Genomic DNA, 22,827 nt, shown 5'->3' with positions numbered 1-22,827 from the left:
AGGGCCTAGGACGCGGAGCTCGGACCCAGGTCCTCGGCTGCGATCCTCGCGGCCTTGTCGAGCTCACGCTTGTACTGCGCGGCATCACGGTCGGCGATCTCCTGGCCGGACAGCCCGGCGATGGCCGCCATGACCGTGTCGGTGAGCTCCCGCAGCGCCTCGCGGTCGTCCTGACGGGCGCTGTACTCCGACGGGTCGATCGGCGGCCCGATGCGCACGCCGATGTCCGTGCGCGATGGCACCCGCTGTCCGATCGGCTGGGCGATGTCGGTCCCGATCATCGCGACGGGCACGATCGGCACCCCGGCCTCGATCGCGAGCCGCGCCACGCCGGTCTTGCCACGGTACAGCCGACCGTCGGGGCTGCGGGTGCCCTCCGGATAGATCCCCAGCAGCTCGCCGCCCTGGACCACCTGCATGCCGGTCCGCAGCGCCGCCTCCGAGGCACGCCCGCCTCCGCGATGCACGGGGATCGTGCCGACGCCCTCCATGAACGCCTTGGTGGCGTAGCCCTTGACGCCGGAGCCGGTGAAGTACTCCTCCTTGCCCAGGAAGACGACCTTCCGCTTCAGCACGAGCGGAAGGAAGATCGAGTCCGAGAACGACAGATGGTTCGACGCGAGGATCGCCCCGCCCTCGGCGGGCACGTTGTCGGCTCCCTCGACCCAGGGCCTGTAGTAGGCCTTCACAGGCGGGCCGAGCAGCACATGCTTGAACAGTCCGTAGTACATGGAGACTCCTCCTAGCCGGCGACGACGGCCTCACGGGCCAGCGCCGCCGCACCGACGATGCCGGCGTCGTTGCCCATCTCAGCGGCGAGGATGGGAGTGACCGGACGCAGAGCCTGCGCCGGGACGTGATCGTTGTACGCCTGGCGCGCCGGCTCGAGGAGCAGGTCCCCCGCCGCCACGACGCCGCCTCCGACGACGAAGACCTCGGGGTCCAGGATCGCGGCCATCGACGCGCACCCGATGCCGATCCAGGTGCCCAGGTCGTGCAGCAGCTCGATGGCGAGCTCGTCGCCCTCCATGGCGGCAGCGGTCACATCGGGACCCGAGATCCTCGAGGCGTCGCCGCCGCTGCGTGCGAGCAGGGCCGCGGCGCGGACCTCCCGTTCGACGCCGGCACGGCGGGCCTCGCGGGTGAGCGCGGAGCCCGAGCCGTACTGCTCCCAGCAGCCGCGCCGGCCGCAGCCGCACGGGTGGCCGTCGGGGACGACGCGCATGTGGCCCAGCTCCGCCGCGAAGCCGTACGCCCCGCGCACCAGCTCGCCGTTGACGATCAGTGCGGCTCCGATGCCGGTGCCGATCGTCAGCATGGTCATGTTCTGGGTGTGGCGGCCTGCGCCATACACGTACTCCGCCCAGCCGGCGGCGTTGCCGTCGTTCTCGACGACGACCGCAAGGTCGTCCCGACCGATCAGCGCGCGCACGTTGTCGCCGAGAGGGTACTCACGCCAGGCGATGTTCGGCGCGAAGGTCATGTGGTTGCGATCAGAACTCGCGAAGCCCGCCGCCGCCAGCCCGACCGCGTGGAACTCGAAGTCCTTCCCGAGCTCCTTGACAGCGTCCGCGATCGCGGCGTCGATCGACGCAGGATCCTGAGGCTTCGTGTCGCGTCGCAGCTTGGTCACGATCGTGCCATCGGGGTCCACGACCCCTACGGCGATCTTGGTGCCGCCGATGTCGACTCCGATGGCGTGCATGGTCCTCGCTCTCCTGTGGTCGTCTCCCCGACTCCACAGAGTATCGTGTGGACACCGGCCGGACAGACGAGGGAGCACCCGATGGAGACCGCCGCGCAGGAGTACGCGCCGAACATCCCCTTGATGATCCGAGCCGCATGGGAGCGCCTCGCCGACAGGACGGTGCTCCGCTACACCGACGAGGACGACGTCTGGCACGACCTCACGGGCGGGGAGGCGCAGGCGCTCGTCAACGCGGTAGCCAAGGGTTTCATCGCGCGAGGGGTCCAACCGGGTCAGACGGTCTCCATCATGGCCCGCACCCGGTACGAATGGTCGATCATCGACGTGGCGCTGTGGACTGCGGGCGCGCTGCCGGTGCCCATCTACGACACCTCGTCGGCCTCGCAGATCGACTGGATCACGTCCGACGCCGAGGTGTCGATGATCGTCGTCGAGACCTCGCACCACGCGGAGCTGGCGCTCTCGGTGGCGGCCGACCCGGAGAGCCCGCTCAAGGACGTCCTGGTCATCGACGACGGCGTGGTGGACCAGCTGGCGGCAGAGGGCGTCGACGTGCCCGACGCGGAGCTGAACCGTCGCATCGCGCTGGCGGGCCACGGCGACCTGGCGACGATCATCTACACGTCGGGCACGACGGGACGGCCGAAGGGTGTGCAGCTGACCCACTTCAGCTACGTCAGGCACACGGTCGGGATCCAGCAGGAGCTCGCTCCGGTCCTGTTGAGCGAGGGAGCGTCGACGGTGCTGTTCATGACGCTCGCGCACTCGCTCGCGCGGCTTGTCGAGGTGGTGCTGCTCGCCTCAGGCACCGTGATCGGATACTGCCCGGACTCGCGCAAGCTCGTGCCGCTCCTCGGCACCTTCAAGCCGACGCTGCTGCTCGCGGTGCCTCGCGTGTTCGAGAAGGTGTACAACTCCGCGGAGCAGACCGCTGCCGCCGGCGGCAAGGTGAAGATCTTCCGGTGGGCGGCCAAGCAGTCGATCGACTACTCGCGGGCGCGAGGCACGTCGCGCGGGCCCTCGCCCATGCTCCGAGCGACCCATGCCCTCGCCTACAGGCTGGTGCTCTCCCGGATCGTGGACGTGCTGGGAGGGAACGCACGCTGGGCCATCTCAGGGTCCGCGCCTCTGGGCGAGCGGCTGGGACACTTCTACGGCGGCCTGGGCCTTCACGTGATGGAGGGCTACGGTCTCACCGAGGTCAACGCGGCCTCCCACGTGAACCGCCCCGACGTCACGAAGATCGGTACGGTCGGCCGGATCCTGCCGGGCATGGAGGCCAAGGCCGCCGACGACGGCGAGATCCTGATGCGCGGAGACATGCTGTTCACCGGATACCACCGCAATCCTGACGCCACCGCGGCGGCGATGGTCGACGGTTGGTTCGCCACGGGCGACATCGGCACGATCGACGACGAGGGCTTCCTGACGATCACCGGACGGAAGAAGGAGATCATCGTGACTGCGGGCGGCAAGAACGTGGCGCCCGCCGTGCTCGAGGACCGGCTTCGCGCCTACCCGCTCGTGGACCAGTGCGTGGTGGTGGGCGATGGCAAGCCGTTCATCGCCGCGCTCGTGACGCTTGACGCCGAGGCGTTGCCCGGCTGGCTGAAGGGCAAGGACCTGCCCGTGATGACGGTGGCCGAGGCGGCGGCCCACCCGGTGGTGCGCGAGCACATGGACCGTGCCGTGGAACGCGCGAACAAGGCCGTCTCCCGTGCCGAGTCGATCAGGAAGTACGAGATCCTGCTCGACGAGTTCTCGGTGGACAACGGATACCTGACCCCGTCTCTCAAGGTGAAGCGGGCAACCGTGCTCAAGGACTTCGCGGACCGGATCGAGCAGCTCTACACGACGCGCAAGGCCTGACCCCGGCCGGTCATCCCGCGCGCCGCCGCTCCACGAGCCGAAGCGGCGCGACGAGCCCTCCAGCCGCGAGGTTCGCGACCGCCTTGAGCTGGTCCGCGTCCATGTGGACCGGTTCGGACGTGACAGGCGCCTCCACGGACGCGATGGGCGCCGGCGCAGCACCGGGCCTCACAGGGATGGTCAGGAAGCTGACCACGCAGTCGCCGCACGCGCGGCCGCGCATCTCGCACGTATCGCAATCGATCAACATGATGGACACGCTAGGCGCAGGGTCTGACAACGGGACGGCGGCGCCCGTATCGCCGCGGCGCGCCACGTGCGGCCACGGCCTGTGGACGCTCGCGCCACGCAGCGGCGCGTGGGTGTCAGCCGCGTGACGTACCTTCCTTCCATGACGACCCCCGATCTCGCGCCGCTCCTCGCCGGCACCCAGCGCAGCCTGGAGGAGATCGGCGAGCCGTTGTCGGCGACGACATTCGTGGTCGTGGACCTCGAGACGACCGGAGGCTCGCCGGAGACGTCGGCGATCACGGAGATCGGTGCGGTCAAGACGGTTGGGGGCGAGGTCGTCGGCGAGTTCCAGACCCTGGTCGACCCGGGCGGGCCGATCCCGCCGATGATCGTGGCGCTGACCGGGATCACCGACGCCATGGTGATGGCCGCGCCCAGGATCGAGACGGTGCTGCCGTCGTTCCTGGAGTTCTTGGGCGATGCGGTGCTCGTCGCTCACAACGCACGCTTCGACGTCGGCTTCCTCAAGGCGGCGTGCCGGTTGCACGGGTACCCGTGGCCAGGCAACGAGGTGGTGGACACGCTGCTGCTCGCACGCCGCGCCACCACCAAGGAGGAGGCGCCCAACAAGAAGCTCGGCACGCTCGCACGCGTGTTCGGCACACAGGTGACGCCCAACCACCGCGCGCTCGACGACGCCCGCGCCACCTCCGAGATCCTTCACGGCATGCTGGAGCGGTTGGCGCGCTTCGGCATCACCCACCGCGAGGACCTCGACAGCCTCCGCAACCCGATGCCGGAGAAGCTGCGACGCAAGGCCGTCCTCGCAGACTCGGTGCCCGCCAAGCCGGGCGTGTACATCTTCCGTGGGCCGCGGGGCGAGCGGCTTTACGTAGGGACGTCCAAGAATCTGCGCGCCCGCGTCAAGAGCTACTTCACGCGCGGCGAGCAGCGGCGCCAGATCCGCGAGATGCTCGAGCTCGCCGTCGCGGTGGACACCCACGTGTGCGCCACCGAGATCGAGGCCAACGTGCGCGAGGTGCGGCTCATCGAGGAGCATCGACCGCGTTACAACCGAAGGTCCGCACGGCCCGAGCGCACCGCCTGGGTCAAGCTCACGGCCGAACCGTATCCACGACTGTCCGTGTCACGCTCGATCGCCGGCGCGGGCGCGGCTCTCGGCCCCATGCGCGGCGCCGGAGACGCACGGGGCGCGATCGAGGCGCTGCAGATCGCGCTGTCGCTGCGCACGTGCACCACACGGCTTCCGCTCGTGCCGCGCCCCCACGCGCGCGCGTGCCTGCTCAAGGACCTCGGCCAGTGCTCGGCACCGTGCCTGCGCGGGCAGGAGTCGCACTATGACGACGCCGTGAGCGCCGCGCGCGACGCGATGCGACACGACCCCTCCCCCGTGGTCGCCGCATTGTCGGCGCAGATCCAGGAGCACGCGCAGCGGCTCGACTACGAACGCGCCGCGGAGCTACGGGACGGCGTGAGCGCGCTCATCGAGGCATCCATGCGCGCGCAGCGTCTCGCCGCGTTGCGCAGCGTCAGCCTCGTCGCGGCACGAGCGCAGGGCGAGGGCTGGGACCTCGTGTCCGTGGCAGGCGGGCTGCTCGCGGGATCCGCACACGTGTCGCACGGGGTGTGGGAGACCGCAGGGACCCTGCGGGATGCGTGGGCGTCGCTCGACGTCGTGGAGCCTCTCATCGAGGAGCAGGAGATGCTCGCCCGCTGGCTCGAACGCCCCGGCACGAGGCTGCTGCATATCGACGGCGACTGGGCGCAACCCCTCGACGGGGCCGGCCGGCACGCCTCGTGGGTGCAGGCGCGCCGCGCGGATCACGCGAACGTGACGGACAGCCGCCGCGGCGGCAGCTGAAGCCCCCGCGCGGAGCTCATGACTGCGTGGCGGCCACCCAACGGTCGAGCACGTCGCTCGCGAAGCCCTCGTCGATCGCCCTCGCAGCGATGCCCATGCCTGCGGCGAAGCGCTCGACGAGGGTGCCGCTCGAGGTGCCCGGCAACGTCCCGTCGGACACCATGCCCGCAGCCGCGTTGAGGATCACCGTGTCGCGGACAGCACCGGACTCGCCGGCGAGGACGCGGCGTGCGATGTCGGCGTTCTCGGCAGGCTCGCCACCCCGCAGATCCTCGATGGTGATCGGCGGGAGGCCCAGGTCCCTCACCGGGTCGAGACGCAGCTCGGTCACCTCACCGCCGCGCACCTCCCAGACCGTCGCCCCTCCGGTCGGCGCGAGCTCGTCGAGACCGTCGTCCCCGTGGAAGACGAGCGCCTCGCGTCCTTGGGAGGCGATCACACCCGCCAGCACCGGCGACACGCGCATGCTGGACGAGCCGATGGCGGTCGACTCCGGCTGTGCCGGGTTCGTGAGCGGCCCGAGGATGTTGAAGGTGGTCGGCACCCCGATCTCCTTGCGGATCGGCATGGCGAAGCGCATTGACGGATGGAACACCTGCGCGAAGCAGAAGGTGATGCCCACCTCGGTCGCCAGCTCCTTCACGCGCTCCACGGGCAGGTCGAGCCGCACGCCGAGCTCCGCGAGCACATCTGCTGACCCCGACTTGGAGGTCGCCGCACGGTTGCCGTGCTTCACCACGGTCAGGCCCGCCCCCGCCATCACCAGCGAGGCCATCGTGGAGACGTTGACGGTGTACGCACCGTCGCCGCCCGTGCCCACGATGTCCACGGAACGCTGAGGCACCGAGAAGCGCACGGCGTGCTGGAGCATGGCGGAGGCCAGCCCCGCCACCTCCTCGGCGGTCTCGCGCTTCACGCGGAGCGCGGCGAGGAACGCCGCCATCGCCACCGGCGACGCGGAGTCGGTCAGGATCTGGTCCATCACGCTCGCCGTCTCCTCGGCGGTGAGGTCCTCGTGCTCGACGAGGCGGGACAGCAGTGCCTGGAGCGTCGCCACCCGTCTGCCCTACTTGGTCAGCAGCTCGACGACGGCCTCGCGGACCACGAACGGGTCCAGCGGGTGCGCCACTGCGGCGTCCGCCTCGGACCAGGTCGCGAGCCAGGCGTCACCGGGTCGTCCGACCAGCAGGAGGATCGGAGGGCAGGTGAACAGCTCGTGCTTCATCTGCCGGGCGATGCCCATGCCGCCGACCTTCGCGGCCTCGCCGTCGAGGATGACGAGGTCGAACGCCGCCGCGTCGAGCGCGCTGATCGTCGCCTCGTGCGTGGCCGTCTCGAGCCAGTCGAGCTCGCGTCCGTCGATGGAGGAGCCGACCGCGAAACGCACCTTCTCGCGCACGTTGCGGTCGTCCGAGTACAGCAGGATCCGCGCAGTGGCGGTGGAGAGGGCGTTCTCGTCCCTGGTCTGCAGGTCGCTCATGCCGCCCATTCTGGCACGCCCCCACGGGCATCGGCGTGTACGGCGTTTACTGGTGTCGCGTCAACGGTCCTTAGGCTTTAATAGGACCTATGTCCCACGCCACGACTGTGCCGTCACCCATACATGCCACCAGGCCGAACCAGGTGGCCGTTGGAACCATCGTGTGGCTCAGCTCCGAGCTGATGTTCTTCGCCGGGCTGTTCGCGATGTACTTCACACTCCGGGCCCAGGTCCCGGACGTATGGGAGCAGATCACACCCCTCCTCAACGTCAAGTTCGCCTTCGTGAACACCACCGTGCTGGTGCTCAGCTCCTTCACCGCCCAAGCGGGCGTGTGGGCGGCCGAGCGTTACCAGCGCCGCCGCACCGGCTCGATCTGGCAGGTCAAGAGCTGGGGCATGCACGAGTGGTTCGTCCTCACATACCTGATGGGCTCGTTCTTCATCGCGGGCCAGGTCTACGAGTACGCAGGCCTCATCTCCGATGGCCTCACGATCTCGTCGAGCCCGTACGGCTCGGTGTTCTACCTGGCGACCGGCTTCCACGGCCTGCACGTCCTCGGTGGACTCATCGCGATGCTGTTCGTCCTCGCGCGCTCCTTCGCCGCGAAGAAGTTCACCGCGCACGAGGCCACCACCACCATCGTCGTGTCGTACTACTGGCACTTCGTCGACGTGGTCTGGATCGCCCTGTTCTCCGTCGTCTACCTGGTTCAGTGAGGGCCCCCACGACAATGCACGCACTCGCAACGAAGCGCTACCACAAGGCGGCGCCATTCCTCCTGGTCATGCTGCTCCTCGCACTGATCACCTGCATCGGGGCCATCGCGACGTCGCAGACCGCTGAGGCGACCACCGCGTCGTCCTCCGATCTCGAGGCCGGCCAGAAGCTCTTCTCCTCCAACTGCGCCACCTGCCACGGCATCGACGCCCAAGGCCAGGACGGCGTGGCACCGTCGCTCGTCGGCGTCGGCGCGGCGGCCGTCGACTTCCAGGTGGGCACCGGCCGCATGCCGATGCAGGCCTCCGGACCGCAGGCGCCCGCCAAGCCGGTCGCATTCTCCGCCACGGAGATCTCGCAGCTCGCCGCGTACGTCGCGTCGCTCGGCTCCGGCCCGTCGATCCCGACCGCGGAGGAGGTGGACCCGTCGCTCGGCGACCCCGCCAAGGGCATGGAGCTCTTCCGCACCAACTGCGCCATGTGCCACGGCTCCGTCGGCGGCGGCGGCGCGCTCACCGAGGGCAAGTTCGCGCCGTCGCTCATGAAGACGACGCCCACGCACATCTTCGAGGCGATGCTCACCGGCCCGCAGTCCATGCCGGTGTTCAACAACGCCAACATCACCCCCGAGGACAAGCGCGACATCATCGCGTACCTGGTCGCGCAGCGCGACGGATCCCCCGGCGGACTCTCGCTCGGAGCCATCGGCCCCGTCGCCGAGGGCTGGTGGGCCTGGATCGTCGGAATCGGCCTCCTCATCGGAAGCACCATCTGGATCGGAGCGCGCTCCTCATGAGCATCGACAAGCACACCGAGCCCTCCTCCGACTCGACGTTCGAGGACCCGGGCCTGCCCTACCACCGACCACGCAAGGCCGACGTCGACCCCAAGGCCGCCGACCGCGCCGAGCGTCAGACGGCGTTCCTGTTCGGGCTGTCGATCCTCGGCACGATCCTCGCGCTCGTCGGCTACTTCGGTATGGACCTCGGCGACACCGTCGGCACCGTGCGCAGCTTCACCGCCGTCCTGGGCCTCGGCATCGCCGTCGCCATGCTCGGCATCGGCACCGGCGCCATCCACTGGGCGAAGACGCTCATGCGCGACCACGAGATGGTCGAGGAGCGCCACCCCATGCGCTCCTCCGACGAGGCGCGAGACGGCGCGGTCCAGGACCTCAAGGACGGCGTCGTCGACTCCGGCCTCGCAGGCCCCAAGCGCCGCAGCCTGCTCAAGGGCTCGTTGATCACGGCGCTCGCGATCGCTCCCCTGTCGCTGCTCGTGCCCCAGATCGGCTCGATGGGCGCCGACTGGAACGTGTCCAAGTTCCGCAGCACCATGTGGGCCAAGGGCGTCCGCCTGACCAAGGACCCCTCAGGCGACCCGATCAAGGCCTCCGACGTCACCATCGGATCGGTCTTCCACGTCATCCCCGACGGTCTGAACGACCTCGAGGAAGGCAAGCTGGAGGAGAAGGCGAAGGCCGTGGTGCTCCTGGTCCGCCTCAACCCGGCCGATCTCAACGTCCAGCCCGGCCGCGAGAACTGGTCCTTCGACGGCATCATCGCCTACTCGAAGATCTGCACCCACGTCGGCTGCCCTGTCGCGCTGTACGAGCAGCAGACGCATCATCTGCTGTGCCCGTGCCACCAGTCGACGTTCGACGTCGCCAACGGCGCGAAGGTGGTGTTCGGCCCGGCCAAGCGCCCGCTGCCGCAGCTGCCGATCGCCGTCGACGACGAGGGCTACATCATCGCGCAGAGCGACTTCCACGAGCCTGTCGGACCGAGCTTCTGGGACCGTCTGAAGGGCGATGACACCGCCGAGGAGGTTCAGGGCTGATGGGCGCCAAGCTCAACAAGGCTGCCGCGGGCACCGCCAACTACGTCGACGAGCGCACCGGCATCGGCGCCCTCGTCAAGTTCTTCTCACGGAAGCTCTTCCCCGACCACTGGTCGTTCATGCTGGGCGAGATCGCGCTGTACTCGTTCATCGTGCTGCTGATCTCGGGCGTCTTCATCACGGCGTACTTCGAGCCGTCGATGACCCCCGTGATCTACAACGGTCCGCTCGAGACCATGCAGGGCGTCGAGATGTCGAAGGCGTTCCAGTCGACGCTGCACATGTCGTTCGAGGTGCCTGGCGGCCTGCTGATGCGCCAGATCCACCACTGGGCCGCGCTGATGTTCACCGCTGCGATCCTGATCCACATGGCCCGCGTGTTCTTCACCGGAGCGTTCCGCAAGCCTCGCGAGATCAACTGGCTCGTGGGCTTCACGCTGATGATCCTGTCGCTCGCGGCAGGCTTCACCGGCTACTCGCTGCCCGACGACGTCCTGTCCGGCAACGGCCTGCGCATCATCGACGGCGTGGTGAAGTCGATCCCGATCCTCGGGTCGTACATCTCCTTCTGGCTGTTCGGGGGCGAGTTCCCAGGCGAGGTGCTGATCCCGCGCCTCTTCACCGCGCACATCCTGCTGGTCCCTGGCCTGATCCTCGCGATGGTGGCGCTGCACCTGTTCCTGGTGTTCCTCCACAAGCACACGCAGTACCCAGGCGGCGGGCGCACCCACAAGAACGTGGTCGGGCTCCCCCTGTTCCCGGTCTACACCGCGAAGGCGGGCGGATTCTTCTTCGTCGTGTTCGGCATCATCGCCATCCTCGGTGCCTTCTTCACGATCAACCCCGTGTGGAACTACGGTCCGTACGACCCGTCGCCGGTGTCTGCTGGAACCCAGCCTGACTGGTACATCCTGTTCGTCGACGGCGCTCTGCGACTCATGCCCGGTTGGCTCGGCGGCTTCCCGTTCGAGTGGACGATCTTCGGCTACACGCTGACGATGAACATCCTCACGCCCGCGGTGATCATCCCGGGCCTGTTCTTCGGCTTCCTCGCGCTGTACCCGTGGATCGAGGCGTGGGCCACCGGCGACCGTGGCGAGAAGCACGTGCTCGACCGTCCGCGGAACGCGCCTACCCGCACCGGCATCGGCGTCGCGCTGATCTCGTTCTACATGATCCTCGCCATGGAGGGATCGAACGACATCATCGCGAACCTGTTCCATCTGTCGCTCAACGACCTCACGTGGACGTTCCGCGTCGCGATCTTCGTCGTGCCGCCCACGGCCTTCTGGATCACCAAGCGCATCGCGCTCGGCCTCCAGCGGAAGGACCGCGAGCTGGTGCTCCACGGGCACGAGACGGGCCGCATCGTCCGTCACGAGCACGGCGAGTACATCGAGGTGCACGAGCCGCTCGACGAGCAGGAGCGTTGGCTGAGGGTCAACTTCGACAACCTCACGCCGTTCGAGGCGGACCCCGAGTACAACGAGCGTGGCGTGCGTCGCCCCGGCGCCCGGTGGCAGCGGTTCAAGGCTCGCCTGTCGCGCTTCTACTTCGAGGACCGCATCGAGCCTGTCACTCCTGCGGAGTACGCGGCGGCACAGCACCACGGCCATGGCGAACAGGCACACGAGGGCGAGCAGGAGCTCGCTGAGGTCGCCAAGGACTGACGTCACGATCGACCGAGAAGCCCAGGAGGAGCAGTGCGCACCACGCCGCTCCCCTGGGCTTCTCGTCTGCCAGGACCCGTGGCGGGCGCGTCCACGCACCTGCCAGGACCTGGAACATCTGCGGCACGCCGCGGGTTGAAGTAGAACGGAAGCACGGCGGCTCCGGCTGTCGCGCTCGCATGACCCGATCGCCCCGTCCAGGGGCCTGACAAGGAGGAAGAATGGCCGAGTACAGCCTGCCGGATCTCACGTACGACTACGGAGCACTGGACCCGCACATCGCTGGCCAGATCATGGAGCTGCACCACAGCAAGCACCATGCCGCCTACGTCGTCGGCGCCAACACCGCGCTGGAGAAGATGGCGGAGGCGCGCGACACGGACAACTTCGGTGCGATCGCCGGCCTCGAGAAGGCCCTCGCGTTCAACCTGGGCGGTCACACGAACCACTCGATCTTCTGGACCAACATGTCCCCCGAGGGCGGCGACAAGCCGACGGGCGAGCTGGCCTCGGCGCTCGACGACAACTTCGGATCGTTCGAGAAGTTCCAGGCGCACTTCACCAACAACGCCATGACGATCATGGGCTCCGGCTGGTCGATCCTCGCCTGGGACACCATCGGCAAGAAGCTCATCATCGTGCAGCTCTACGACCAGCAGGGCAACGTGCCCGTGGGGCTCGTCCCGCTGCTCATGCTCGACATGTGGGAGCACGCGTTCTACCTTCAGTACAAGAACGTCAAGGCCGACTACGTCAAGGCATGGTGGAACGTCGTGGACTGGGCGAACGTCCAGGCCCGCTTCGCGAAGGCCACGTCGACCGAGGGCCTGCTGGTCCTCTAGCCGTCACTGCACCCTCGGGTGTGGCAGAGCCGGGCGGCACCTGCGCCTCACGAGCGCGCTGGGGCGCCGCCACTGGCTCGGGGCGGGTCTCCTTCGGGAGACCCGCCCTTTTCGCGTCTGCACGCGGCGAGCACATCGTCTCCCCTCGCACGCGCGGCGGGTGACACGTCGTCGAGCGTGAGGAAGCCGTGCACCATCCCCGCGAGCTCGTCGAGGCACACGTGCACCTGCGCGGCGGCGAGATGCTCGCTCAGGGCCACGCCCTCGTCCCGCAGCGGGTCATGCTCGCTGACGACGATCCGCGTGGGCGGCATCCCCTGGGCCGAGAGCTCCAGCGGCGCCAGCGCCTCCACCGGTCCCTCCCCGACCCACTGCGCCAGGAACCAGCGCAGGCCCGCCTCGGTGAGACCCCAACCGGAGCCTTTGGCGCGCACGCTCGGCATCCGCAGGCGTGGATCGACGTTCGGGTTCACGAGCAGCAGGCGCGCCACCGGCACTCCCGCATCCACGAGGCGGCGGGCGGCGAGGTAGGCGATCAACGCCCCCGCGCTGTCCCCGGCCAGAGCCACGGGCCGGCCTGGCTCATCGGTGGCCAGTGCACGGACGACGGCGCAGACGTCGTCGACGGCGGCCGGCGCGGCGTGCTCAGGCGCGAGCCGGTAGTCCACGGCGATCACCTCCACAGCGGCAAGCGTCGCGAGGCGCCTGCACACGCGATCATGCGAGTCCAGCCCGCCGTGGACGAAGCCACCGCCGTGCACGTACACGACGCAGGCGGCGTCAGCGTCGGCCGGGACGTAGCGCCTCACCGGCAAGGGGTGCGGCGTCCCCATGGTCGCATCCACGGCCGACGCCACCTCCGGCCCGGGCCGACGCTCGCGGGGTGCCCTGAGCTCGCTCAGCAGGGGTGTCCTTGGCGCCTCGCGCCGGCTCCGTTCCACCCACTCCTCGAGTTCCGGGTCCGCGAGGCGCCCGCGGAACGGCTCCGGCGGGACCAGACCCAGAAGCATCGTGTCCGAGCTGCCCGCGCGCCCGACGGCGACGAAGCCCAGCGACTCGTACAGACGCCTCGCGCCGTCGTTGCCGTCCTCGACGGACAGGCTCAGGCCGGGCAGGCCCTCGGCCCGCGCACGCGCGATCAGCGTCTCGAGAAGCTTCCTGCCGACGCCCCTGCCCTGGAGCTCCGGGACGACGGCGAGACCGATCTCCGGGACATCCTCGGCCACGAAGCCGTAGCCAGGGTCCGAGGCGTCGGCCAGGCGCCACCACGCGCAGCCGACGGGCGTGTCGGCATGCTCGGCCAGCAGCCCTGCATCGCCGTCGCGCATCCACCCCTCGATGTAGTGGGCGATCGCGGGAGCCGCGAGCACCCGGGCCTCGTCCCAGTCGCGGCCGGCCTCCCAGTTCATGGTGAGCACCAGGAACGGCATGAGGTCGTCTTCCGGGGTCATCGGGCGGATGTGCACGGGGTTCCTTTCGCGGGCGAACGGCACTGGCTCACCCCTCAGGCGCACGAGTCTCTCAGAAGCGGCACTGGCTCACCCGGACACGTTCGGAAGCGTTCTCGTGGAACAAGCGCGCCACGGGCAGACGCCGGAGGGCCCGGCTCCCACGGAACCGGGCCCTCCGCGCGTACGACGGGTCAGTGCGCGAAGCGTCCCGTCGAGAACTCCATGACCCAGCCGACCAGGCCGACCGTGCCGACGATCGCCGCCGGCACCATGAGCCACCACCCGACGGCGAGCGCCAGGAACCCGATCGCGCCGCCACCGGCGAGGACGATCGGCCACCAGCTCCAGGGCGCGTACAGACCCTGGTCGCCCGACAGCTCGGCGATCTCCGCGTCGTCCCTGTCCTCGGGACGGACGCCGTGACGGCGCTCCAGCATCTTGAAGTAGATGCCGACCATGAGCGCCAGACCCGCGGTCAACAGGATCGCGGGGAAGCCGACCATCTCCTCGAAGTGCGTGAGCGCCCCGTAGACGATGCCGATGAACAGGAAGAATGCTCCTGGGAGCAGGAAGAGGTTGGACTCGATCTTCATCTCAGGTGCCTCCTACTTCGCCGCGACCTTGACGGGCTTGTCGTGATCGTGCGCGTGGTCGATCGCGGCCACCTCGGGGTGGTGCAGGTCGAACGCGGGGCGCTCGGATCGGATGCGCGGGATGGACGTGAAGTTGTGACGCGGCGGGGGGCAGGAGGTGGCCCACTCGAGCGAGCCACCGAAGCCCCACGGGTCGTCGACCGTCACCTTGGGCGCGCGCTTGTGCGTGATGTACACGTTCCACAGGAACGGCAGCGTGGAGATGGCCGTGAGGAACGCGCCCACGGTGGAGACCTGGTTCATCCAGGTGAAGCCATCCTCCGGGAGGTAGTCGACGTAGCGTCGCGCCATGCCCGCCGCACCCAGCCAGTGCTGGATGAGGAACGTGGTGTGGAAGCCGATGAACAGCAGGAAGAAGTGGACCTTGCCCCACGTCTCGTTCAGCATCTTGCCGGTGAACTTGGGCCACCAGAAGTAGAAGCCGGCGAACATCGCGAAGACCACCGTGCCGAACACCACATAGTGGAAGTGAGCCACGACGAAGTACGTGTCGGAGATCGGGAAGTCAAGGACCGGCGAGGACAGGATGATGCCTGTCAGGCCACCGAAGAGGAACGTGATGAGGAAGCCGACGGACCACAGCATGGGCGTGGCCATGACGATCTTGCCTCGCCACATGGTGCCGATCCAGTTGTAGAACTTCACGCCCGTCGGCACCGCGATCAGCATGGTCATGAACGAGAAGAACGGCAGCAGCACCGCACCCGTCACGTACATGTGGTGCGCCCACACGGAGACGGACAGCGCGGCGATCGCGATCGTGGCGTAGACCAGCCCGTGGTAGCCGAACAGCGGCTTGCGGCTGAACACCGGGAAGATCTCGGACACGATGCCGAAGAACGGCAGCGCGATGATGTAGACCTCGGGGTGACCGAAGAACCAGAACAGGTGCTGCCACAGGATGGCGCCGCCGTTGTCAGGGTTGAACACCTGCGCGTGAAGCACGCGGTCGGCACCGAGCGCGAAGAGGGCCGACGCGAACGGCGGGAACGCGATGATGACCAGCATGGAGGTCACGAGCGTGTTCCAGGTGAAGATCGGCATCCGGAACATCGTCATTCCGGGGGCACGCATCGTCACGATCGTCGTGATGAAGTTGACCGAGCCCAGGATGGTTCCGAATCCGGCGAGGGCCAGGCCGAACACCCACAGGTTGCCTCCGACGCCCGGCGAGTACACCTCGTTCGACAGGGGCGCGTAGGCGAACCATCCGAAGGAGGCGGCGCCGGACGGAGTGAAGAAGCCGGAGATCGTGATCAGACCGCCGAACAGGTAGAGCCAGTAGGCGAACATGTTCAAGCGCGGGAACGCCACGTCGGGCGCGCCGATCTGGAGCGGCATGATCACGTTCGCGAAGCCTGCGAAGAGCGGGGTCGCGAACAGCAGCAGCATGATCGTGCCGTGCATCGTGAAGAGCTGGTTGTACTGGTCCGCCGACTGCACGATCTGGATGCCGGGCTCGAAGAGCTCGGCGCGGATCAGCAGGGCGAGGATGCCGCCCACGATGAAGAAGAAGAACGACGTGATCAGGTACATGTACCCGATGGTCTTGTGGTCGGTGGAGGTGATCCACTTGATGACCTGCGACCCGGAACGGCTGGGGGCTGCCGGGATCGTGCGGACGGTGTCGAGAGCGCCTGGCTCCTCGTATGCGACGGTGGCCATTACTCCCCGCTCTCCTCGATGCCGATCCGAACTGCCTGGTCGCGCGAGTAGTCGAGGCCGATGGCGCCGGTCTGACCCTTGGCGCGCAGCGACTCGATGTACGCGTCGTACTCCTCGCGGGAGACGACCTTGACGTTGAACAGCATGGAGGCGTGGTACTCGCCGCAGAGCTCGGCGCACTTGCCGACGTAGGTGCCCTCCTCCTGGGGCACCACCTGGAAGACGTTCGTCTTGCCGGGGATCGTGTCCTCCTTGTAGAGGAAGGCGGGGATCCAGAAGGAGTGGATGACGTCACGCGAGTTCAGGTGGAACTCGACGGTCTCGTCGACCGGGAGGTACAGCGTGGGGATGGTGTCCTCGACGTCGGTGCCGTTGTTCAGCTGCGCCTGCACGCCGATCGAGTGGACGTCGTCAGTGAGGTAGTTGAAGTCCCACGACCACTGCTTGCCGATGACCTGGATCACCACGTCCGGCTCGGCCGAGGTGTCCTTGATCTCCCACACGCCGCGCACGGTCCAGGTGAAGAGCACGCCGACCATGACGATGGGGACGATCGTGTACATGAGCTCGAGCGGCACGTTCGCGCGCGTCTGCTTGGGCAGCTTGTCATCGCCCTTGCGCTTGCGATAGACGGCCACCGCCCAGAGGATCAGGCCCCAGGTGATCACGCCCACGGTGAGGGCTGCGATCCAGGAGCCGTTCCACAGCCGGATGATGGTGCCGGTGTGGTTGGTGACCTCGGGGGTCGAGGGAAGCGCACCGTTCTCGATGCCGGTCGAGCAGCCTGCGAGCAGCGTTGCCGCGCCGGCGAGCACGACCGCAGTCAGGGTGCGCCTGAGCATACGGGGACTGGTATTTGGGGACACGTCCACAGCATAGCGCGCGGTACCGTTCTGTCATGGCTCTGACCCGCACGTATCTTGACGCGAGCGGCAGTTCTCCGATGACACCCAGGGTCCTCGAGGCCATCCGCGCAGGATTCGCAGACGGGTGGGCGGATCCGCGTCGTCTCCACGCCGAGTCGCGGCGCGCGCAGGCCCTGGTGGAAGGCGCGCGCGAGGCGATCGCAGAGGTGCTCGGCTGCCCCACCCACGAGGTCGCGTTCTCCCCCAGCGCCGTCATCGCTCTGGAGCGGACGATCGGCGCCGTGCATACCGCCCGGCGCGGCCGCGAGCGGATCGTCGCCTCCGCCGTCGAGCGCGACGCGACGCTCCATGCCGCCCACTACTACGCGCAGGGTCGTCTGGAGACTGTCGCGGTCGACGAGCAGGGCCACCTGGATCTCGAGGCCTTCGCCGCCGCGCTCGACTACCCCGACGTGACCATCGCCGCCGTGCAGCACGTCAACCACGAGCTGGGCACCGCGCAGCGGCTCGACGACGTTCATGAGATCGCCAAGGCTCACGAGGTGCCGCTGGTGGTCGACGCGACCGCGTCCATCGGGCACATGGAGTCGCCGGCGGCGTGGGATGCGCTGGTCGCGAATCCGGCCGACTGGGGCGGGCCCGCAGGCATCGGCGTGCTGGCGATCCGTTCCCGCACCCGTTGGCTCCCCGCATGGCCGGAACGCTCCGGCTGGGAGGCCGGCGGGATCTCGGTGCCGCTGGTGCTCGCTGCGGCGGTCGCCCTGCAGGAGCGCGTGGAGCATCGGCAGGCCGTCGAGGCCCGCATGCGTGCGATGACGGAGTGGATCCGCTCCACGGCTGCCACGATGCCCGGAGTGACTGTGGTCGGGGACCCGTTGGAGCGCGCCCCACATCTGGTGACGCTCCTGTGCAGCGGCGTCGACGGGGAGGCCGTCCTGGCCCGCCTGGACAAGGAAGGCATCGCCGTCGGATCAGGGTCGGCGTGCGAGCACGACGGGTTCGAGCCGAGCCGCGTGCTCGCGGCGATCGGGTCCCCCTCCACCGGCAACGTCAGGATCGGTCTCCACCCGGGCGTGGACGAGCCGATGGTGGACCGGTTCCTCGCGCTGCTCCCGCGCATCATCGGCGAGGCTCGCGCCGACGCGGGGCTGGGGGTGCCGTGGGCCGGCGCCCAGCATCAGCCGTCATGGGGCCGCGTCCAGCACTGAGGCCGAGCACTCCACACCGACACGAAGAAGGACGGCGGGGCCGAGGCCCACGCCGTCCTTCTTCGTCAGACGATCGCGCCGATCAGGCGAACGAGTCTCCGCACGCGCAGGAGCTCGAGGCGTTCGGGTTGTCGATCGTGAAGCCCTGCTTCTCGATCGTGTCCGCGAAGTCGATGGTCGCGCCGTCGAGGTACGGCACCGACATCTTGTCGACCACGACGCCCACGCCGCCGAACTCACGGATCGCGTCGCCGTCGAGCGTGCGCTCATCGAAGTACAGCTGGTAGATCAGGCCGGAGCACCCGCCGGGCTGCACGGCGAGTCGCAGACGGAGATCGTCGCGGCCCTCCTGCTCCAGCAGGCTCTTGACCTTCGCGGCAGCGGCGTCGGTGATGGCGACGCCGTGGGTGGGGGTCTCGGTGGCGGTGTCGGTCATGGCCACTTCCTTTCGTTGATACCTCTACAAGCGTACGACGCGCGGGTCGATTCCCGAAGAGCCCCCACCAGCACGGAAGGGAGAGGCGGACCCGACGGCAGCTGAGGGGTTCCACCGCCGGGCCCTGCTCAAGTGAACGCGCGACGCTCCGACGTTGTGCCCGGCCGGCTCCTCAACACGCTCCGGATCCGCGCACGGGGGTCCATGTCTGCGCTGCTCGGGTCACCGCGTCTCGCAGTCCTTCCATGCCCGGAGAGCCGATGTGGGCCGCATGGATGCCCGCAGCCATCAGGTCACGTCGTCCGACGTGCGAGTCGGACGTGACCACCACTGCCGGCACGCCCCGCGCGGCCGCCAGCGCGCCGACCGGAGCGCTCACGCCGTGGTCGAGCGCCGCATGCGAGAGCGTCCCGACGATCGCCACCGCGACGTCGGCTCCTTCGATCGCCGCCGCCACGCCCGCGCGCGACGCAAGGTGGTGCGCGCCAGGCTCAAGCCGGGCGCCCAGAGCGGCGAGCGCGTACGCGAGACCGCCCGCCGCACCGGTGCGCGGCTGGTCCGACAGGCGACGCGGTCCGAGCAGCATGGCGTGCGCCGAGGCGATGTCGTCGGCGGCGAGCGCACGCTCACGCCACCGGTCCTCCTGCTGCTGCGCAGCGACGGCGAGGGCCGCGTCGGCCTCGCGTCCTTCGCGCACCGCGGCGCTCATGCCGTGGAAGCCGAGCAGCGGCCGGTCCGAGGCGACCAGCGCGACGATCTCGAGCGGCGACAGCGTCTGTCGCGTCGCGGCCAGCGACTCTCCCCAGAGGTCGGCTGCGTCCCCTGCCGGCGGCGCATCACCCACGGGAACCACGACGCGTCGAGGTGCCGACGGGTCCGCCGCGACGGTCAGCAGCGCCTGACGGAGCGCCTGAGGATCCCAGCGGAGCGCACCGGCGGCGGGCGCCAGCATCACGGCGTCGTCGAGTGCGACGGCATCCGCCGCGGCGATCGTCCCCTGGGTGCCTGCCTCCGCGTCCAGGCTCCGCGGACCGCCATCACCGACCGCCAGGGCCTCGACGTCCACCCCGGGCGCGGCGACCCCCCAGGCCTCGCGCGCGACGTCGACGCCCGGGCCGCCGGCGGGCAGGCCCGGCCACCCCTCCATCACCAGCACCACTCGCATGCCACCAGTGTGCCTGCAGTTCCGAGCGCCCCTGACCGTCGAGATTCCCGATCTCGCGAGCGTGAGACAATGCACAGATGAGCGCGACCTTCACGGAACCTGCCGAGTCGCCCGCCCTCCTTCTGCTGGGTCAGCGTCGTGACCTGCTGTCGGAGCGAGGCGTCGACTGCCCCGGAGACCTTCCCGCACCGTCGGATCCCGACCTCGTGGAACGGGCTCGCAAGGCCAAGGAGAAGCTGGGCGACCGCGTGTTCGTCCTGGGCCACCACTACCAGCGTGACGAGGTCATCCAGTTCGCCGACGTGACGGGCGACTCCTTCAAGCTGGCCCGCGACGCGCAGAACCGTCCTGAGGCGGAGTTCATCGTCTTCTGCGGCGTCCACTTCATGGCGGAGTCTGCCGACATCCTCACGTCGGACGAGCAGCAGGTGGTGCTGCCCGACATGGCAGCCGGCTGCTCGATGGCCGACATGGCGGACATCAACCAGGTCGAGGATGCGTGGGCGCAGCTCGCCGAGGCGGGCATCACCGACCGCACCATCCCGATCACGTACATGAACTCCACCGCTGCGCTGAAGGCCTTCTGCGGGCGCCACCGCGGCGCGGTGTGCACGTCGTCGAACTCCGAGACCGCCTTGCGCTGGGCGTTCGACCAGATCGGCGGCGTGGAGGGCGACGGCAAGGTCTTCTTCTTCCCGGATCAGCACCTGGGCCGCAACACCGCCGTGCTGAAGCTCGGGATGAGCCTCGACGACTGCGTCGTGTGGGACCCCCGAAAGCCGCTGGGCGGCAACACCGTCGAGCAGCTCGCCGCCGCGCGGATGATCCTGTGGAAGGGCCACTGCTCCGTGCACGGCCGCTTCCGCAAGGAGAACGTTGACGCGCTGCGCGAGCGGGTGCCTGACATCACAGTCATCGTGCACCCCGAGTGCGCGCACGATGTCGTGAACGCTGCGGACATGGTGGGCTCCACGGAGTACATCATCAAGGCGATCGAGGCCGCCGAGCCCGGCACCGCCTGGGCCATCGGCACCGAGTTGAACCTGGTGCGTCGCCTCGCGAACGCACACCCCGACAAGCAGATCCACTTCCTGGAGGACACCGTCTGCTTCTGCTCCACGATGAACCGCATCGACCTCCCGCACCTGGTGTGGGCGCTCGAGTCGCTCGTCGCCGGCGAGGTGCCCAACCGCATCGTCGTCGACACGCAGACCCAGGCAGAGGCCAAGGTGGCGCTGGACCGGATGCTCGCGCTTCCGGCCCCCGCACCAGCGAACGACTGACCCACCGCACTGACGCGGCAACCCACCGGAGAGCAATGAGCAGCAAGGACAGCACCATCGACCTTCCCGACGAGGACAGCACCATCCCTGTCGGCAAGGGACGCCCCACTCCCAAGCGCAAGGAGCAGGAGGCCGCGAACCGGCGGCCTCTGGTGGGAGGGACCAAGGAGGACGCGAAGGCCCGCAAGGAGGCGTCACGCGCGCAGCGCGCGAAGGAGAACGCGGCGCTCATGAGCGGCGACGACCGCAACATGCCGCTCGAGCACCGCGGCCCCGAACGCCGCTGGATCCGCGACTTCATCGACGCGCGCTCGTCCGCCGCCGAATGGGCCATGCCCGTCATGCTCGGCTTCGTGGTGCTGACCCTGTTCGTGGGCAGCTCCGCGATCGGCACCATCCTGATCCTCGGCTTCTACATCGTCCTGCTGGGCATGGCGATCGAGGTCTGGATGATCACACGGTCGCTGAAGAAGCACTTCGAGACGCGGTTCGGCGTCGGCAGGATGCCGCGCGGATGGCGCCTGTACGCCATCACCCGGGCCATGAACCTGCGTCGCATGCGCGTGCCCAAGCCCAAGGTGAAGCGCGGCGAGTACCCCAGCTGACCGAAGCGTCGTCACGAAGGCCCCTGGATCTGTCCAGGGGCCTTCGTCGTACCACCGCGGCCGTCGCTCGCCTCCGGCCACGGCCTAGGGTGGGGAGCATGATCGAATACCGCTACCTCGGCAACTCGGGGCTCAAGATCACGGAGCTCACCTACGGCAACTGGCTCACCCATGGATCGCAGGTGGAGAACGACCAGGCGAGGGCGTGCGTCAACGCCGCGCTCGACGTGGGCATCTCCTCCTTCGACACGGCCGACGTGTACGCGAACACTGCGGCCGAGACCGTCCTTGGTGAGGCGCTCAAGGGTGAGCGACGCGAGAGCCTCGAGATCTTCACCAAGGTGTACTGGCCCACAGGACCCGGCGGCCCCAACGACACCGGCCTGTCACGCAAGCACATCATGGAGTCCATCAACGGGTCCCTGCGACGCCTGCAGACCGACTATGTCGACCTCTACCAGGCGCATCGCTACGATCACGAGACGCCGCTCGAGGAGACGATGCTCGCCTTCGCGGACATCGTGCGTCAGGGCAAGGCGCTCTACATCGGCGTGAGCGAGTGGACTGCAGAGCAGATCAGGGCCGGTGCCGCGCTCGCCAAGGAGCTGCGGGTGCCGTTCATCTCGAACCAGCCGCAGTACTCGATGCTGTGGCGCGTGATCGAGGACGCGGTGGTGCCTGCGTCCGAGGAGGCAGGGCTGTCGCAGATCGTCTGGTCCCCTGTCGCGCAGGGCGTGCTCACCGGCAAGTACCTGCCCGGCGCGCCCGCACCCGCGGGGTCACGCGGGACGGACGAGAAGGGCGGCAAGGGGATGATCGCGCGCTTCCTGGACGATCAGGACCTGCTGGCACGCGTGCAGGGGCTGAAGCCGATCGCGGAGGAGCTGGACCTGACGATGGCACAGCTCGCCGTCGCGTGGGTGCTCCAGAACCGGAACGTGGCTGCGGCGATCATCGGGGCCTCCCGCCCGGAGCAGGTGATCGACAACGCGAAGGCGTCGGGCGTGTCCATCCCTGCCGAGCTGATGGCGCGGATCGACGAGGTGCTGGGAGACAAGGTGGCGCGTGACCCGGCGCTCACCGCCCAGACCAGCCCCGCGACGCGGCGCGCCTGACGGGCCCCGAATCTCCTGCACGCATGCGAAGGCCCCCGGAATATGTCCCAGTTCCGGGGGCCGACGCACGTTCAAAGGAGAAAACAATGCACTTGTACGCCTGGCAGGTGCGTACACAGTCTTCAACGCGCCAACCCGC

22 protein-coding genes are annotated in these 22,827 nt (G+C 68.8%); 11 read left to right on the top strand and 11 right to left on the bottom strand.

All coding sequences use genetic code 11. From position 1 onward, the window contains the following. Positions 1–5 precede the first annotated feature (5 nt). Together RN607_RS06130 and RN607_RS06125 are read right to left on the bottom strand one after the other, a co-directional pair. Positions 6–731 (bottom strand): lysophospholipid acyltransferase family protein, encoded by a 726-nt coding sequence (locus tag RN607_RS06130; RefSeq protein WP_313501031.1) that lies wholly within the window; start codon positions 729–731, stop codon positions 6–8. Between the two features lie 11 nt (positions 732–742). Next, entirely contained in the window at positions 743–1,705 is a 963-nt protein-coding gene (locus tag RN607_RS06125; RefSeq protein WP_313501029.1) for an ROK family glucokinase, read from the bottom strand. Between the two features lie 81 nt (positions 1,706–1,786). On the opposite strand from RN607_RS06125, the gene RN607_RS06120 reads away from it, so the two are divergent. Beyond that, on the top strand, positions 1,787–3,577 hold the full coding sequence (locus tag RN607_RS06120; protein WP_313545062.1) for an AMP-dependent synthetase/ligase: 1,791 nt from the start codon (positions 1,787–1,789) through the stop codon (positions 3,575–3,577). Positions 3,578–3,587: 10 nt separating this feature from the next. Here RN607_RS06120 and RN607_RS06115 read toward each other — a convergent pair whose 3' ends face one another. Continuing rightward, positions 3,588–3,827, bottom strand: coding sequence for a hypothetical protein (locus RN607_RS06115; RefSeq protein ID WP_313501024.1), 240 nt, complete (start codon positions 3,825–3,827; stop codon positions 3,588–3,590). Positions 3,828–3,968: 141 nt separating this feature from the next. Between RN607_RS06115 and RN607_RS06110 the strand changes: the two genes are divergently transcribed. After that, the gene (locus tag RN607_RS06110; protein ID WP_313545060.1) at positions 3,969–5,690 is read left to right on the top strand and encodes a DEDD exonuclease domain-containing protein; all 1,722 of its coding nucleotides are present in this window, start codon (positions 3,969–3,971) and stop codon (positions 5,688–5,690) included. A 16-nt stretch (positions 5,691–5,706) separates the two neighbouring features. Here the strand turns inward: RN607_RS06110 and trpD are convergent, their stop codons facing one another. Together trpD and RN607_RS06100 are read right to left on the bottom strand one after the other, a co-directional pair. Next, positions 5,707–6,747, bottom strand: a complete 1,041-nt coding sequence (gene trpD, locus RN607_RS06105) for an anthranilate phosphoribosyltransferase (protein ID WP_313545058.1) — start codon at positions 6,745–6,747, stop codon at positions 5,707–5,709. Between the two features lie 9 nt (positions 6,748–6,756). Beyond that, positions 6,757–7,170 (bottom strand): response regulator, encoded by a 414-nt coding sequence (locus RN607_RS06100; RefSeq protein ID WP_313501017.1) that lies wholly within the window; start codon positions 7,168–7,170, stop codon positions 6,757–6,759. 89 nt (positions 7,171–7,259) lie between these two features. On the opposite strand from RN607_RS06100, the gene ctaE reads away from it, so the two are divergent. The 5 genes from ctaE (at position 7,260) to RN607_RS06075 (ending at position 12,241) form a co-directional block, all read left to right on the top strand. Beyond that, a complete protein-coding gene (gene ctaE, locus RN607_RS06095; RefSeq protein WP_313501014.1) occupies positions 7,260–7,889 on the top strand; it encodes an aa3-type cytochrome oxidase subunit III in 630 nt (209 codons plus the stop codon). Between the two features lie 14 nt (positions 7,890–7,903). Next, on the top strand, positions 7,904–8,686 hold the full coding sequence (gene qcrC / locus RN607_RS06090; protein ID WP_313545056.1) for a cytochrome bc1 complex diheme cytochrome c subunit: 783 nt from the start codon (positions 7,904–7,906) through the stop codon (positions 8,684–8,686). Next, complete coding sequence (qcrA, locus tag RN607_RS06085) at positions 8,683–9,729, top strand: cytochrome bc1 complex Rieske iron-sulfur subunit (RefSeq protein WP_313501009.1); 1,047 nt, start codon at positions 8,683–8,685, stop codon at positions 9,727–9,729. Before qcrC ends, qcrA begins: the two co-directional genes overlap by 4 nt. Further along, a complete protein-coding gene (qcrB, locus tag RN607_RS06080) occupies positions 9,729–11,399 on the top strand; it encodes a cytochrome bc1 complex cytochrome b subunit (protein ID WP_313545055.1) in 1,671 nt (556 codons plus the stop codon). The genes qcrA and qcrB overlap by 1 nt, the downstream gene beginning before the upstream one ends. A 221-nt stretch (positions 11,400–11,620) precedes the next feature. Beyond that, the gene (locus tag RN607_RS06075) at positions 11,621–12,241 is read left to right on the top strand and encodes a superoxide dismutase (protein WP_313545054.1); all 621 of its coding nucleotides are present in this window, start codon (positions 11,621–11,623) and stop codon (positions 12,239–12,241) included. 47 nt (positions 12,242–12,288) lie between these two features. Here the strand turns inward: RN607_RS06075 and RN607_RS06070 are convergent, their stop codons facing one another. The 4 genes from RN607_RS06070 to ctaC form a co-directional block, all read right to left on the bottom strand. Further along, the gene (locus RN607_RS06070; RefSeq protein WP_313545052.1) at positions 12,289–13,707 is read right to left on the bottom strand and encodes a GNAT family N-acetyltransferase; all 1,419 of its coding nucleotides are present in this window, start codon (positions 13,705–13,707) and stop codon (positions 12,289–12,291) included. A 176-nt stretch (positions 13,708–13,883) separates the two neighbouring features. Continuing rightward, a complete protein-coding gene (locus RN607_RS06065) occupies positions 13,884–14,285 on the bottom strand; it encodes a cytochrome c oxidase subunit 4 (RefSeq protein ID WP_313500999.1) in 402 nt (133 codons plus the stop codon). Between the two features lie 12 nt (positions 14,286–14,297). After that, complete coding sequence (gene ctaD, locus RN607_RS06060) at positions 14,298–16,010, bottom strand: aa3-type cytochrome oxidase subunit I (protein ID WP_313500996.1); 1,713 nt, start codon at positions 16,008–16,010, stop codon at positions 14,298–14,300. Further along, a complete protein-coding gene (gene ctaC / locus RN607_RS06055; protein ID WP_313500993.1) occupies positions 16,010–16,852 on the bottom strand; it encodes an aa3-type cytochrome oxidase subunit II in 843 nt (280 codons plus the stop codon). Before ctaC ends, ctaD begins: the two co-directional genes overlap by 1 nt. A 56-nt stretch (positions 16,853–16,908) precedes the next feature. On the opposite strand from ctaC, the gene RN607_RS06050 reads away from it, so the two are divergent. After that, positions 16,909–18,084 (top strand): cysteine desulfurase family protein, encoded by a 1,176-nt coding sequence (locus tag RN607_RS06050; protein ID WP_313500990.1) that lies wholly within the window; start codon positions 16,909–16,911, stop codon positions 18,082–18,084. Positions 18,085–18,166: 82 nt separating this feature from the next. Here RN607_RS06050 and erpA read toward each other — a convergent pair whose 3' ends face one another. Both erpA and RN607_RS06040 read right to left on the bottom strand, forming a co-directional pair. Beyond that, positions 18,167–18,520 (bottom strand): iron-sulfur cluster insertion protein ErpA, encoded by a 354-nt coding sequence (erpA, locus tag RN607_RS06045; protein WP_313500987.1) that lies wholly within the window; start codon positions 18,518–18,520, stop codon positions 18,167–18,169. Positions 18,521–18,692: 172 nt separating this feature from the next. Beyond that, positions 18,693–19,685 (bottom strand): glycerate kinase, encoded by a 993-nt coding sequence (locus RN607_RS06040; RefSeq protein WP_313545049.1) that lies wholly within the window; start codon positions 19,683–19,685, stop codon positions 18,693–18,695. A gap of 77 nt (positions 19,686–19,762) precedes the next feature. Here RN607_RS06040 and nadA point away from each other — a divergent pair, with 77 nt between their 5' ends. The 3 genes from nadA to RN607_RS06025 all read left to right on the top strand — a co-directional run bounded on the left by nadA (position 19,763) and on the right by RN607_RS06025 (position 22,688). Beyond that, entirely contained in the window at positions 19,763–20,968 is a 1,206-nt protein-coding gene (nadA, locus tag RN607_RS06035) for a quinolinate synthase NadA (protein ID WP_313545047.1), read from the top strand. A 35-nt stretch (positions 20,969–21,003) separates the two neighbouring features. Continuing rightward, positions 21,004–21,573, top strand: a complete 570-nt coding sequence (locus RN607_RS06030) for a DUF3043 domain-containing protein (protein ID WP_313500978.1) — start codon at positions 21,004–21,006, stop codon at positions 21,571–21,573. Positions 21,574–21,671: 98 nt separating this feature from the next. Further along, on the top strand, positions 21,672–22,688 hold the full coding sequence (locus tag RN607_RS06025; RefSeq protein ID WP_313545045.1) for an aldo/keto reductase family protein: 1,017 nt from the start codon (positions 21,672–21,674) through the stop codon (positions 22,686–22,688). The last annotated feature ends 139 nt before the right edge of the window (positions 22,689–22,827 follow it).

Source organism: Demequina capsici (assembly GCF_032102965.1).
In the GTDB taxonomy this organism is placed as follows: domain Bacteria; phylum Actinomycetota; class Actinomycetes; order Actinomycetales; family Demequinaceae; genus Demequina; species Demequina capsici.
This window is presented reverse-complemented; position numbering and strand designations above follow the sequence as displayed.